Annotated in this window: 13 protein-coding genes; 8 read left to right on the top strand and 5 right to left on the bottom strand. The window is 60.8% G+C overall.

Annotated elements, in window-relative coordinates:
• Nucleotides 1-270: 270 nt before the first annotated feature.
• Nucleotides 271-798, top strand: a complete 528-nt coding sequence (locus HMPREF2808_RS12835) for a CPBP family intramembrane glutamic endopeptidase (RefSeq protein WP_070625026.1) — start codon at nucleotides 271-273, stop codon at nucleotides 796-798.
• Nucleotides 799-924: 126 nt separating this feature from the next.
• On the opposite strand, the gene mgtE is transcribed toward HMPREF2808_RS12835, so the two are convergent.
• Nucleotides 925-2289, bottom strand: a complete 1365-nt coding sequence (gene mgtE / locus HMPREF2808_RS12830; protein WP_070596627.1) for a magnesium transporter — start codon at nucleotides 2287-2289, stop codon at nucleotides 925-927.
• Nucleotides 2290-2377: 88 nt separating this feature from the next.
• On the opposite strand from mgtE, the gene HMPREF2808_RS12825 reads away from it, so the two are divergent.
• Nucleotides 2378-3280, top strand: a complete 903-nt coding sequence (locus HMPREF2808_RS12825) for a DUF2262 domain-containing protein (protein WP_246818587.1) — start codon at nucleotides 2378-2380, stop codon at nucleotides 3278-3280.
• On the opposite strand, the gene crtI is transcribed toward HMPREF2808_RS12825, so the two are convergent.
• Nucleotides 3277-4791: a phytoene desaturase family protein gene (gene crtI / locus HMPREF2808_RS12820; RefSeq protein ID WP_070625024.1), complete on the bottom strand. Its 1515-nt coding sequence runs from the start codon at nucleotides 4789-4791 to the stop codon at nucleotides 3277-3279. The two genes, HMPREF2808_RS12825 and crtI, sit on opposite strands and share 4 nt — an antisense overlap.
• Before the next feature lie 2 nt (nucleotides 4792-4793).
• Complete coding sequence (locus HMPREF2808_RS12815; protein WP_070625022.1) at nucleotides 4794-5642, bottom strand: phytoene/squalene synthase family protein; 849 nt, start codon at nucleotides 5640-5642, stop codon at nucleotides 4794-4796.
• 93 nt (nucleotides 5643-5735) lie between these two features.
• On the opposite strand from HMPREF2808_RS12815, the gene HMPREF2808_RS12810 reads away from it, so the two are divergent.
• The gene (locus tag HMPREF2808_RS12810; RefSeq protein ID WP_070522468.1) at nucleotides 5736-6476 is read left to right on the top strand and encodes an ABC transporter ATP-binding protein; all 741 of its coding nucleotides are present in this window, start codon (nucleotides 5736-5738) and stop codon (nucleotides 6474-6476) included.
• 3 nt (nucleotides 6477-6479) lie between these two features.
• Nucleotides 6480-9026 carry an ABC transporter permease gene (locus HMPREF2808_RS12805; RefSeq protein ID WP_070625021.1) on the top strand — a complete coding sequence of 849 codons (2547 nt, stop codon included), beginning with the start codon at nucleotides 6480-6482 and terminating at the stop codon, nucleotides 9024-9026.
• Nucleotides 9027-9063: 37 nt separating this feature from the next.
• Here the strand turns inward: HMPREF2808_RS12805 and HMPREF2808_RS12800 are convergent, their stop codons facing one another.
• Together HMPREF2808_RS12800 and HMPREF2808_RS12795 are read right to left on the bottom strand one after the other, a co-directional pair.
• Nucleotides 9064-9423, bottom strand: a complete 360-nt coding sequence (locus tag HMPREF2808_RS12800) for a fluoride efflux transporter FluC (RefSeq protein WP_070625020.1) — start codon at nucleotides 9421-9423, stop codon at nucleotides 9064-9066.
• Entirely contained in the window at nucleotides 9420-9737 is a 318-nt protein-coding gene (locus tag HMPREF2808_RS12795) for a fluoride efflux transporter family protein (protein WP_070625019.1), read from the bottom strand. The genes HMPREF2808_RS12800 and HMPREF2808_RS12795 overlap by 4 nt, the downstream gene beginning before the upstream one ends.
• Before the next feature lie 83 nt (nucleotides 9738-9820).
• Here HMPREF2808_RS12795 and pgm point away from each other — a divergent pair, with 83 nt between their 5' ends.
• Genes pgm through HMPREF2808_RS12775 form a run of 4 tightly spaced genes read left to right on the top strand, consistent with a single transcriptional unit; the run spans nucleotide 9821 to nucleotide 13231 of the window.
• The gene (gene pgm, locus HMPREF2808_RS12790) at nucleotides 9821-11437 is read left to right on the top strand and encodes a phosphoglucomutase (alpha-D-glucose-1,6-bisphosphate-dependent) (protein WP_070625036.1); all 1617 of its coding nucleotides are present in this window, start codon (nucleotides 9821-9823) and stop codon (nucleotides 11435-11437) included.
• 36 nt (nucleotides 11438-11473) lie between these two features.
• The gene (locus HMPREF2808_RS12785) at nucleotides 11474-11935 is read left to right on the top strand and encodes a MauE/DoxX family redox-associated membrane protein (protein WP_070522452.1); all 462 of its coding nucleotides are present in this window, start codon (nucleotides 11474-11476) and stop codon (nucleotides 11933-11935) included.
• Nucleotides 11936-11952: 17 nt separating this feature from the next.
• Entirely contained in the window at nucleotides 11953-12420 is a 468-nt protein-coding gene (locus HMPREF2808_RS12780; RefSeq protein WP_070522450.1) for a MauE/DoxX family redox-associated membrane protein, read from the top strand.
• A 58-nt stretch (nucleotides 12421-12478) separates the two neighbouring features.
• Entirely contained in the window at nucleotides 12479-13231 is a 753-nt protein-coding gene (locus tag HMPREF2808_RS12775; protein WP_070625018.1) for a DsbA family protein, read from the top strand.
• The last annotated feature ends 16 nt before the right edge of the window (nucleotides 13232-13247 follow it).

Raw genomic sequence — 13247 nt, 5'->3', positions numbered from 1 at the left:
TTCCAGGTCTGAACAAATAGCTTTTTAGTGACCGAGTCATTAGGCCCCGCCTCGGCAATTGGGCCTAATCATGTTCACCTGAAAGCGCTGATAAACAAGGCTCATACCCACCCGGGTAGCTGCCTAGTTCCTAACTACTGCGAAAGGGCCACGGAAGTATGATCTACCCCACCAATGCTCGGGCGTCTCGTCCTCATACAGAATTGTAAACTGGGCACCGAGCTTTCTGGCTAAGTAGCCAACCCGGTCCGGGATTAGGGTACGGAGAAGATGTTTGAATTCCTTTTGTTTCTCGTTCCTTCAGTGCTTTATATCATTTTTCAGCGCAAGAGAATTGGGGTTTCTCAAGCTCGGGCAAATGTGGGTTGGCGATTGGGAAATTGGCAAACAGTAGTACTAAGCATCATCCTTTTCCCCGTGTTGCTTGGAATAGGATACGCCGGTATCCGTGTGGTGTCGTCGGCTAGTCTGGCCATACCGGGGGTGGTTCTGTCTCAAGGGGTAAGCCTTGCTGTCATTTTCAGGGCTATAGGCGAGGAAGTGTTTTTCCGAGGATTTGTTGGCGGCTTACTTCTTCGATCCTGGGGGTTCTGGGGTGGTAACACGCTCCAAGCGGGAGTTTTTCTTCTGCCTCATTTGATGTTGTTGAGCTTCGATGCGCAGTTGTGGCCCATACTTCCGGTTCAGTTTCTCTGCGGGTGGATCCTGGGAGTGGTGCGATACCGCTCGGGAAGCGTCATTGAATGCGCGATATTGCACGCTGCTATTAACCTTGCAATTGGACTGCTTGCGGGATAAGCGAAGGATTGTGCGCGGGCGCTCAGGGCGGTTAGTGGCTGTCAATTCGCACCAAAGATTGGGGCGCGGGCTTATTCGTCATGTAGCAGGCGTTGTACGGCCTGGCGGACACCCTTCTGTATCCAGTTAGATTCCCAAGACAGACTTCGCAATGAAGAAGTAGACGATCAAGCCCGTTGCATCACAGAAGGTGGAGATGAATGGGTTAGAGAAGACCGCAGGGTCCGCGCCAACAGTTTTAGCCACAATGGGCATGAGTCCGCCTACCGTCGCGGACATCGAACAAATGAGAAACAGGGTGGAGCCGATGACGAGGCCGATATCTAGGCCATAGATGACCGTCGCCAAGACAAGCCCGGCCAGCCCCAGCACAGCGCCCAGCAACATTCCGACGCGCAATTCCCGCCACATGACTGCCAAGAGGTCGCGTGTGCGGACGTCGCCAAGCGCGAGCGCTCGTGTGACGGTCGTTGCTGCCTGATTTCCCGTGTTTCCACCCGTGCCTGTTAGCAACGGGATAAATAGTGACAGCACCACCGCTTTAGCCAGTGTGTCTTCGAAAGAATCGAGCACCCGCACGGTCAACAGAGCCGATACGGCGAGAACGAGCAGCCAGAGAATACGGGAGCGGACGAGCTTGAGAAGGGGCGTCGACAAGTACGGCTGCTGGAGCGCTTCCGTACCACCGGAACGAGCCGAGTCCTCGCTGTCCGCTTCCTCCATAATGTCGGTGGCATCGTCCCAGGTAAGAAGGCCAACGAGGCGGTGCGAATCATCCACAATCGGCAGCGCCAGCATGTCGAGGGGCAAGAACCAGCGGACGGTCTCTTCGGCGTCGGCAGTCGCGTATGCATACACCGGCTCGTTCATGATGTCCTCAATGAGAATGCCGCGTTCAGCCGTGAAGAGCTCGCGCAGGCTGACGACGCCCACCAGACGCCGGTCCTTACGCGTCACAGGAACGGTATAGATGGTTTCTAGTTCATCGGCGTTGTCGCGGAGGGTGCGCAGGGCATCTTCCATGCTCATTTCCGGGTGGATATTGGGGACCTCCGGCGACATACGCCGGCCGACGGATCCCTTCGTGTACCCGAGAATCACTCCGGTCACATCGCGCTGAGTCTGAGTCAGCGAACGGAGGAGGCGATCCGCAATTTCCGCAGGAAGCTCGTCCAGCAGGGCCACGCGGTCTTCGGGATCCAGCTCGTCGAAGAATTCGTAGACATCGGCGTTGCCTAACTCGTCAATGATGTCCGCTTGGTGTTTGGCATCAAGTGCATCGAAGACCGCGATAGATTTTTGACGCGGCAGCAGCCTTAACGCCAATGCAGCGCGGAGAGCATTCTGGCGCTCCACAATCGCGATGAGCTCTTGACGTGGAACGCGAGCTAAGAGCTCTTGGAGCCGAGGAGCCTTTTGGGGGTCGATGGCGTCTTCTTGCTTGAGCCACTCCTCAACAATTTCGGTGGCCTGCTCAATCGTTTCTGCCATCGGCTTTTCGCCCTTCTACTCGACGTCAACCTCCTCAGACTACGCCATGGAGCGCTGCGTAGCTTTTTCACGTATGTACTATTGCGGCATGCTTTCCCTTTACCGTGATTTCTCGGACAATGACGTCGTCAGCTCTATTCTGGGCTACGAGGAAACAGAGTTCCTCTTCGTTGTGGCAGATGTGCCGAAGAAGTGGGTGAGCGATGATCCCTACGCTGAGGACAAGACGCATATTCAGCTCATGAACATGCCTGGAGTCGCCTTAAAGATGCTGCCCGGGGGCGAGCTGATTACTGGTGACGTCGGCGTGCGCTATCCGCAGCTCTTCCAGACAGTCGCGGGAAAGACGCTGTGGGATCCGCGCGAAGTTGCAGAGCTTGAGCCTTTCACGGTGATTCATGCTCGGGGTAGCCACCACTTCCACGAGAGGAGCAAGGAACACTACGTCGATATCTGGGAGATCCTCCCAGATGCGGAAGACGGGGCAATGGAGCAACTCCTCGCTCGGATTGCCGTTCCGGTAGAGCTTGATTCCAAGTTCGGTCCGTTGGTGCTCGATCGCAGTACGAACACGTTCGACGGTAGGGCAGAAGAGCTCGGAGTTGATTTCAGCATCTCGTACGAAGGGGAGGAGCTTCTTCTCGCGGAGAGCGCGAAGCTTGGGCGTAAATTCAAGGCACCCCTCACCGTTATCAACAAGGTCCTCAGCGCCGAGTTCATTGATGAGGCCCGGCGCTTTGCCGCCAAAAAAGCTCTTCGAGCCGCGAACCGCTGGCGCCATGACGTCGCCCTGTCTGAAGGCGCCAACGCCCCGGCACCTGAGCTCACGGCCGGCGACGTATACGCCAAACTCACGCCCGTTGCCGTTGAGGTCCCCCAACGCGGACACCTCAGCGTGGAATTCGATGATGGCTATCTTTTTGGTGGGCACGCCGTGACGGTGAAGACAAAACGGAGCGGTGCACCCGCAGCCCTTGAGCTCGACGCTTAGTGCTGTTCACGCATCCGCGTGATGACATTGTGCGCGGAAATGAGGCACATCGGTACACCAACACCCGGTACCGTCGTACCGCCCGCGTAGTACAGGTTCTTGAGTTTTCGCGAGGCATTGCGCCCGCGGAAGAAGGCGGATTGCCGCAACGTATGCGCGGGTCCCACCGCGCCGCCTGCCCAGGAGTTGTAGCGCCGCGCAAAATCAGAGGGGCCGACCGTCCGGCGCACCACGATGCGTTCAGAAAAATCCGGGATGCCAAGCCACGTGCCGAGTTGGTGAATCGCGGCATCGGTAATTGCGCCAACGCGGGGTGATTCTTCTTCGCCATAGGCGTTACCCGCGCCGAAGTTTTCCTCCGCCGGCACGGGGACCAGCACAAAGAGATTCTCGCAGCCCTCCGGTGCCACGGCAGGATCCGTCGCGGAGGTCTTCGACACGTAGATGGACTCGGACGCCCCCAGCGGGCGCGAAGCCTCCGGAGCGTGATACACCGCCCGGAAATCGGGCTCCCAGTCCTTGCTGAAAAGAAGGGTGTGGTGGGCCAGCTCCGGCAGCGCGCCCCGCACACCGAGGAAGACCAACACCGTGCCGAGGCCCGGGTCGCGTCGCGCGAAATAGCTCTCGGGATATGTCCGCGCTGACTGAGGCAGCAGAGCAGTCTCAGTATGGCGCAGGTCCGCCGCGGACACGACGGCCTCGGCGGAGATGAAGCGGCCGTCGTCCAGCCGCACGCCAGTCGCACGACCTTCTGCGCACTCAATCGCCGTCACCGCCGTATCCATGAGGAAGGTGGCGCCTTGTGCCTGGCGCGCAATCGCCGCGACCACCGCGGCGAAACCACCTTGCGGGTAGCGCACGCCTTCGACCAAATCGGTGTGGCTCATCAAGGAATACAGCGCCGGTGCAGCTGTTGGCTCCGTGGATAAAAACACCGCCGGGTAGGTCAGCACCTGGCGCAGGCGGTAGTCCTGAAACTGTGCTGCCACCAGCCGGTCCAAGGACCGAGTGAGAAGTAGCGCCAGCGTACCCAGCCGCGTGAGCACGTCCCGGGTTAAAAGCTGCGTGGGGTGGGAAAACGTGGTGTACAAAAAGCTGCTTAGCGCCACGGCATAGATATCAGAGGAGCGCGCTAAGTAGGCGCGCACGCGCTCGCCTGCGCCCGGCTCGATGGACTCAAAAAGCCGAACAACGTTGTCCACGCCGCTGTGAATGTCGAGGAAGGCGCCGTCGTCGTTGTAGACGCGATACGCGGGGGAGAGGTCAACCAAGTCCAGCTCGCGCTCGGTGTTCGTCCCGCAGGCCTTGAAAAACTCGTCGAAGGCTTCGGGCATGAGGTACCAGGATGGGCCCGTATCGAAGCGGAAACCGTCGACCTCCAGTTCGCCTGCGCGCCCGCCGACGCTGTGCTGCTTCTCGACGACCACCACGTCCCAACCCTCACGCAGCAACAGCGCCGCGCTGGCCAGGCCAGCGATGCCCGCGCCGATGACGACAACACGCTTGCCCATAGCTACTTCACCGCCGATGCCGCTGCCCGGCTCACCAAGAATGCCTTGCGCGCCGGCGAGACGGAGACTCGTGTCGTGAGAATATCGGCGGCGGGGGTGGCCGCGAGCTGGTCGGTGAGCTCGGTAAACAGGGCCGTCGCAGCCGCCACGCCCACCCGCGAACCACGCGGCAACTTCTCCATCGCGCCGCGCGCTACAGCCAGGTCGCGCCGAATATCAGCGATGATTGCCGTTTTCCGCTCCTCATCCAAGCTGGCCGGGTCCGGCAGGTCCGGGAAATAGGAGCGGCCCAGCTCTGCGGAATCCTCACGCAGGTCGCGCAAGAAATTGATCTTCTGAAAGGCCGCGCCCAGGCGCCGCGCGCCTTCCTCGATTCCGGACGGGCGGGGCCCGCCGGCGTAGAAGGCGTCCAGGCACAAGAGCCCAATGACCTCCGCGGAGCCGCAGACGTAATCCTCGAAGGAGTCGTGGGTGTGCGTGTGGTGCGTAAGATCGCAACGCATGGAGGAAAAGAACTGTGCAACGTGCTCATCGCTGAACCCGCAACGCCGCGCGGAAAGCGCAAAGGCATGCACGATCGGATCAGCGTGAAAACGCTGGGACGGGGCGGCGCGGACGGTGGCTTCGTAGGCGTCGAGAAGCACGGCGGCGTCCTGGGGATCGAGCCCGGCGTCGACGATTTCATCGGCGGTGCGCACCATGGCGTATAAATTGCGGATGTCCACCCGGACCCTGGGGGAAAGAAGCCGCGTGGCCAGGGAAAAACTGGTGGAGTAGTGGCGCATGATTTGAGCCGCGGCGGCTTCGGCACAGCGGTCGTAATGTTCCAGAGCGGAAAGAGATGCGCGCATGGAGCATATTTTAGACCACACGCGTCACATAACTTACCCAGGGCAGGATAGGGTAGGGACGTTACTTTCCCCATCTATAAGGAGAACACGTCCATGACAACCCCAACGATGACTGCTGCGGCTCGTGCCGTCGACCTGTTCAAACAATACGGTCAGGAAGATACCGCAGTTACCGCGTTGGACCACGTCGACGTTGAGTTCGCGCGCAACACTTTTACCGCCATCATGGGCCCTTCGGGCTCCGGCAAGTCCACGCTCATGCACACCATGGCGGGGCTCGATTCGGCGACGTCCGGCTCGGCCTTCATCGGTGACACCGATATGTCGCAGCTCAGCGACAAGGATATTACGGCCCTGCGCCGCGACCGCCTGGGCTTCATTTTTCAGTCCTTCAACCTGGTGCCCACACTGACCGCGGCAGAAAACATCACGCTGCCCACCGATATCGCTGGCAACAAGGTGGATAAAGAGTGGTTCGATGAGGTCACTTCCCGCCTAGGCTTGTCCGAGCGCTTGAATCACCGCCCAGCAGAGCTCTCCGGCGGCCAGCAGCAGCGCGTGGCCTGCGCGCGCGCCCTGGTTTCGCGCCCCGAGATCATCTTCGGCGATGAGCCGACCGGCAACCTGGACTCGAACTCCTCCGCCGAGGTGCTCGACATTTTGCGCACTGCCGTGGACAAGGATGGCCAGACCGTTGTTATCGTCACGCACGATGCGAAGGCCGCATCCTACGCAGACCGCGTGGTCTTCCTTGCCGATGGCCGGCTGGTCAACGAGCTGAACAACCCGACCATGGAGTCCATCCACGCCGTGATGGCAGAAATCGAGGGCTAGAGCATGGCCACAAAGAACACCATGCGCACGGTGTCCGTGCGCAATATTCTCGCGCACAAGCTGCGCCTTGCCTTGACCCTGCTGGCGGTGGTGCTCGGCACCGCCTTCATCTCGGGTTCCTTCATGTTCACCAAATCTTTGTCGAACACGTTCGACTCTGCGGTATCCACGGCATTTACCGGTGTGGATGCGGCCGTAAGCCAGAAGGAAGGCGGCCCAATCCTCGACCAGAAGATGCGCGATGACATCGCCGCCGACCCCGACGTGCGCGCAGTCAACATGCAAAGCAGCCAGACCGTCGTGGTTGCCAACAAGGATGCCGAGGCCTTTCAAACCGGCGGCGGCACCTCCAGCGTGCAGCCCTACTACCCGGAGGACCAATCCGTCGGTGAGCCCGCCACGCTTGTCGACGGCTCCGCGCCTCACGGGACCGGCGAGGTTCTCATCAACGACTCGGCTGCGGAAGAGTTCGACATCAAGATCGGCGACAGCCTCCTCGTGGTCCACCCGGACCAGCGTGATGAGGTGAAGGTCGTGGGCGTCGTCAAGCCTGTGGTGGACCAAGGCCCTAGCCTGACGCTGCTCATGGACCACGAGGCCTTCGTCGAGCGATACGGCAATTCCGAACAGCTGAAGGTCGCTGCGGCCGAGGGAGTGAGCGCCGATGAGCTCGTGGATCACCTCAACGAGACCTTCGAGGTTAAGGCGGAATCTGGCCAGAAGCTGGCCGATGAGATTTCGGATCAGATTTCCTCTGCCCTGAAATTCGTCAACTACTTCCTCATCGCCTTCGGCCTCATCGCGCTGCTGGTGGGCACGTTCATCATCGCGAACACGTTCTCCATGATCGTGGCTCAGCGCACCAAGGAGTTCGCGCTGCTGCGCGCACTCGGTGCATCCCGCGGCCAGATTACGCGCTCGGTGGTGACGGAGGCCTTCATCGTGGGCCTCGTGGGCTCTGCCGTGGGCGTGGCAGCGGGCATGGGCCTGGTGGCGATCATTAAGGCCGTCTTCGAAGCCAAGGGCATGCCCATGGGCGGCGGCCTGGGCCTGAGCTTGAGCGCTGTGCTTGTGCCGTTGATTCTGGGCGCATTGGTCACCATCGTTTCCGCGTGGGCACCGGCGCGCCGGGCAGGCGCGGTCAAGCCCGTGGAAGCCATGCGCACCACCGAGTCCGCGGCGGGCGCTTCGCTGCTGGTGCGCAGCGTGCTGGGCGGGCTGCTGCTCGTCGTCGGCATTATTTTTGCGCTCGTGGGCGTGCTTGTCGACGCCTCCACGGGCATCCGCGCCACACTCGTGGGCCTCGGCTCGCTCAACCTCATCCTCGGCTTCTTCCTTGCGGGACCGGCCATCTCCTTGCCTATCGTTCCGGCGATCGGCCGCGTGGTTGGCGCGCCCTTTGGCGCGGTCGGCAAGCTGGCATCGACGAACTCGGCGCGCAACCCGCGCCGTACCGCGGCGACTGCGTTCGCTCTCATGCTGGGCGTGGCGCTGGTGACATCGATCGGCATGTTGGGTGCGACGATGAAAGCCTCGGTGGCCGACGCCGTCGAGCAGGACGCCCGCGCAGACTTCTTGCTGTCTGGCCCGACGTCTGGAAACTTCCCGACGCCGAACGAGACGGTGCAGCGCGCCCGCGATACCGAGGGCGTCGGACAGCTCGTGGCGATGAGCACAGCACCCCTGCAGGTGGATGGTCAGGCTTCGATGAATTATGGCCCGGAAATGATGATCAGCCAGATCATCGATGGCAACGCCGATGACATGCTCAACCTGACCTTGGTAGATGGTGCCCTGAATACGGGTGAGGAACCGGGCTTCATCGCCGACTCTGTCTTGGCTGAGAAGCAAGGCTGGGAGGTCGGCCAGTCCTATGAGTTGGCGGGGCCGGATCCATCCCGCACTGCGCAGGTAAAACTCCTCGGCACCTATGAACCTTTCCAGATGCTCCCGGGCTTGGCCGTGTCCCAATCCGCGGCAGAAGAGGTCATCGACCCCAGCAGCCTCGACGTCACTGTGGTTTCCGTGAACGCGGAAGAAGGCTATGACAAGGAGAAGCTGCGAGCCAACCTGGAGAAGTCCGTCAAGGACCTCGTTGTGGTACAGGTGCGCACCAGCGAGGAATATGCTGGCGAGGCCGCCGGAATGATTGACCAGATGCTCACGATTCTCTACGCGCTGCTGGCTTTGGCCGTGGTCATCGCTGTCCTGGGCATTGTCAATACCCTCACCCTCGGCGTGATCGAACGCCGTCAAGAGATCGGTATGCTGCGCGCGGTGGGTACTCAACGCCGCCAGATTCGCACAATGATCACGGTGGAATCGGTACAGATCGCCCTCTTCGGCGCGCTCATGGGCATCCTCATGGGATTGGGGATGGGGTGGTCCTTCATCTCCGTGCTTTCCGACGAAGGCCTCGATTCCGCGACGGTGCCGTGGATGATGCTCGCGGTCATGTTCGTGGGCTCGGGAATCGTCGGTGTGCTGGCGGCCCTGTGGCCGGCGCAGCGCGCGGCGAAGACCCCGCCGTTGGACGCCATCGCCGACTAGCGCAGCCCGTGGCTGCACAAGGGGCGTGGGAGGCGGGTTAGGCCAGCAGCGAGCCGACCCACGCTCCGCGCCAGGCCACCACGATTCCTAGGCCGATGGTCCAGAAGAGATAACGCGCCAAGCGCCACCAGCGCTTGGCCTTTATCATTTCACCGAGTTCCTTGGCCATCGTGGACCACGTGGATAGCCCGCCGGCGAGTCCGGCCGCCAGCAGGGGGAGGAAATACTCGGGGGCGTGTGCATGCGTGGCATAGCCATAGGCCACACCGGCCACCGCCGCGCCGACGAGGTTGGCGGCAAAGGTACACGTGGGGGAGGGGAGCACACGGGTGAGCAAGTAGCGCCCGCAGCCGCCCATAAAGCCGCCGGCGAGTACGGCCAGGATGGAGAGGATCATGCATGCCTCCGATCCTGCAGGCGGTCACCTATGAGGTAGGCCCCGGTGCAGCCGACGACCGTCGCCAGCACGTAGGCCCCCGCCTGCGCCGGGCTAAAGCACGAGGTGAGGAAGGCGAAAGCGGCAAAGCTAGTGAAGCCGCCTAAGAAACCCGTGCCCCAGAACGCTGGCGGCTTGGCATAGCCCATGACAGCACTGCCAAGAACGTTGATGAGTAGCAGCGGCAGCGCGCCACCCCCGAGAAGCGTAGTGAGGACGAAGCGAGTCAGCGCCCCGAGCGCGGTCCCGCAGCCCACAAGAAGGATCTGTGGCATAGGCACCATCCTAAATGGGATGCGAAACCAGCGTGAAGCAGGCAAGCTTAGGGTGTATCCACGTCTCCAAGGAGGAACCCACCATGGCACACGAGCGCGCCGGCCAGCTAGCCCAGCCTTCCGATCTCATCGATATCGCAGAACTAGTCACCGCGTATTACACCCGCACCCCCGATGCAGATAACCCCGACCAGCAGGTCGCCTTCGGCACCTCAGGGCACCGCGGCTCCGCCTTGGATACCGCCTTCAACGAGGCTCATATCTTGGCGATTACCCAGGCCATCGTGGACTACCGCGCTGAGCAGGGGACCACGGGCGCCATTTTCATCGGCCGCGATACCCACGCTTTGTCCGAACCCGCCATGGTCTCCGCCCTTGAGGTTCTCCTTGCCAATGGGCTGGAGGTTCGCGTGGATGACCGCGGCCGCTACACCCCGACCCCGGCCGTCTCCCACGCCATCCTGACCAACCCGGGCACCGATGGCATCGTGATCACTCCCTCCCACAATCCGCCGCGCGATGGTGGCTTCAAGTACAACCCGCCGACGGGCGGCCCAGCAGACACGGATGCCACCGACTGGATTGCAGCCAAGGCCAACGACTATCTGCGCGCCGGGTTGGAGGGCGTCAAGCGCGTGGCGGTTGACGGCGTGCTCGATGAGCGCTGCGTGAAGCACAACTACCTCGACTCCTACGTGGCTGACCTAGCCAACGTTGTGGACATGGCGGCCATTAAAAAGGCCGGTGTGTGCATCGGCGCGGACCCGATGGGCGGCGCCTCGGTGGACTACTGGGCGGCCATTGCTGAGCACTACGGGCTCAACATGACGGTGGTGAATCCAGAGGTAGACGGCACCTTCCGCTTCATGACTCTGGATACTGACGGCAAGATCCGCATGGACTGCTCCTCCCCGGACGCCATGGCTTCGTTGGTGGAGAACCGCTCCAAGTACGACCTGGCCACGGGCAACGACGCGGATTCTGATCGCCACGGCATCGTCACCCCGGATGCGGGTCTGATGAACCCGAACCACTACCTAGCGGTGGCCATCGAGTACCTGTTTAGCCACCGCCCCGAGTGGGGTGAGGCCGGGGTAGGCAAGACCTTGGTGTCTTCCTCCATGATCGATCGCGTCGTGGCCAGCCTGGGCCGTGAGCTCGTGGAGGTTCCGGTGGGCTTCAAGTGGTTTGTGCCGGGGCTTGTCGGCGGCACCCTGGGCTTCGGCGGCGAGGAATCCGCCGGTGCTTCCTTCCTGCGCTTCGACGGAACCGTATGGTCCACCGATAAGGATGGCATCATCATGGATCTCTTGGCTGCCGAGATCCTGGCGGTCACGGGCAAGACCCCGTCTCAACGCTATGCGGAGCTGGCCGAAGAATACGGTGCGCCAGCCTATGCGCGGACCGACGCCCCAGCTACCCGCGAGCAGAAGGCCATCCTGAAGAAGCTCTCCCCGGAGCAGGTGACGGCGACTGAGCTGGCTGGGGAGAAGATCGTGGCCAAACTCACCGAGGCCCCCGGCAACGGCGCAGCGATCGGCGGCCTGAAGGTGACGACGGAGAACGCGTGGTTCGCTGCCCGCCCTTCCGGCACGGAGGACAAGTACAAGATCTATGCCGAGAGCTTCCGTGGCGAAGAACACCTCAAGCAGGTGCAGCAAGAGGCGCAGGCGCTGGTGTCGCAGGTTCTCGAAGGCTAGGTCTGAAGTCTGGGTCCGAGACTAGGCTAATGAATTATGACATCCGCAAAATCCATGTCGGCCGCCGATCTGATGAGCGCGCTGGTGCGTTTTGGAATGGCTGCCGTGTGGATTATCGCCGGTATTCAGAAGCTGGACGCCAGGATGGAGATGACCCAGGCCATCGAGGCCTACGGCATCTTCACCCCGGAATGGTCCGGATACTTGGCCTACCTCATCGGCCCCTTGGAACTCATGGGTGGGGTGCTGTTGCTGCTGGGGTTGTTCTTGAGGGAGGCGTCGGCAGTCGCGGCGGTGGTCTTAGTCCTCTTCATGGTGGGAATCTCCCAGGCATGGGCGCGTGGGCTGGTGATCGATTGCGGTTGTTTCGGCTATGACCCCGCCGACGTGAGCCAAGGCATGAACTACGCGCTGACGCTGCTACGTGATGCAACCTTCTTGGTCCTCACCCTTTGGACAATCTGGCGCCCGTATCGCCGTTACGCTCTCCACCCTTAACTTGTTAGGCTGTGCTCGTGATCAAAGACAAAATCAGCGCCGCCCTTGTGCTTGACGTCATTAGTGCATTCGCGCGCTTTTATATGGCCTATGTGTGGATCAAAGCGGGAGCGTCGAAGCTGTCGGATCAGCTCGCGGTATCGCAAAGCATCAAGGCCTATGAGATCTTTACACCAGAGTGGTCTCAATATTTGTCTTACCTGATTGGCCCGTTGGAAGTGTGCGGCGGCCTGTTGCTGCTGCTGGGGCTGTTCTTGCGACAATCAGCATGGGTGGGACAGATTGTCCTCGTTCTATTCATGATTGGCATTGCACAGGCGTGGATGCGAGGACTCGGGATTGACTGCGGTTGTTTCTCCGTTAGCCCCGATGAAGACGCGCAGGTGATGAACTACATGATGACACTGCTGCGTGATGTCTTCTATTCTGTGTTAATGGTGTGGACAATCAAGCGTCCCTTCACCAAGTTTGCATTGCACCCTTAACAGCGGTGTGTAGGATTTCGGTTCGTTCCATTTACGTCATACAAGACAAGGTTTCTCAATGAGTACAGTTAAAGACCCCACCGCCAATAACAACAGCGGATTCCTGTGGGGCATCGGTGTTCTGCTGGTGATTATTGCCGTCGTGCTCGGCTTTATCTTCTACCAAAACCGTGGTGCCAGCGTTGAGGGCTTGGAAGGCTACACCAAGCAGGACGTCAATATGGAGATGTCCTTTGCTGATAACGCCGTGACCCTCAAGGCTGCCGACGCCAAGGATGCGCCGGAGGTCGAGCTGTACGAGGACTACTCTTGCCCTCACTGCTCTGATCTGGCCAAGCAGACCGATGATCAGATGAAGGAAAAGATTGAACAGGGCAAGCTCATCGTTAAGGTGCGCACCCTCAACTTCCTGGATGGCAGCCCGAATGGCATCGAGAGCATCAAGTCCAACGAGGGACACTCCTCCAAGGCCGCGGCTGCGATGGAGCAGGTAGCCAAGTCCGGTGACGTACAGCTCTACTGGAACCTGCGTAAGTACCTCATGGATGAGCAGTCCAAGGTGTACAACAAGTGGGAGATGAAGGACTTCGCGCAGGCCGCTAAGTCCTTGGGCGCGGATAAGGACACCGTCAAAGCCATCGAGGATGCACCGGTGGGCAAGGGCAACGCCCTAGTAACCGCGAACTACGAGAAGCTGGAAGCCGACACCGGCAGCGTGTCCTCGCCGCGCATCATCAAGGATGGCAAGGACATTCCGGAGGATGACAAGACCTCCATCATGGAGTGGGTCGACCTCGTCGCCGCTAAGTAGGGGCGTGCAAATACCG

This window comes from Corynebacterium sp. HMSC078A10, assembly GCF_001811565.1.
Taxonomy (GTDB): Bacteria; Actinomycetota; Actinomycetes; order Mycobacteriales; family Mycobacteriaceae; genus Corynebacterium; species Corynebacterium hesseae.
This window is presented reverse-complemented; position numbering and strand designations above follow the sequence as displayed.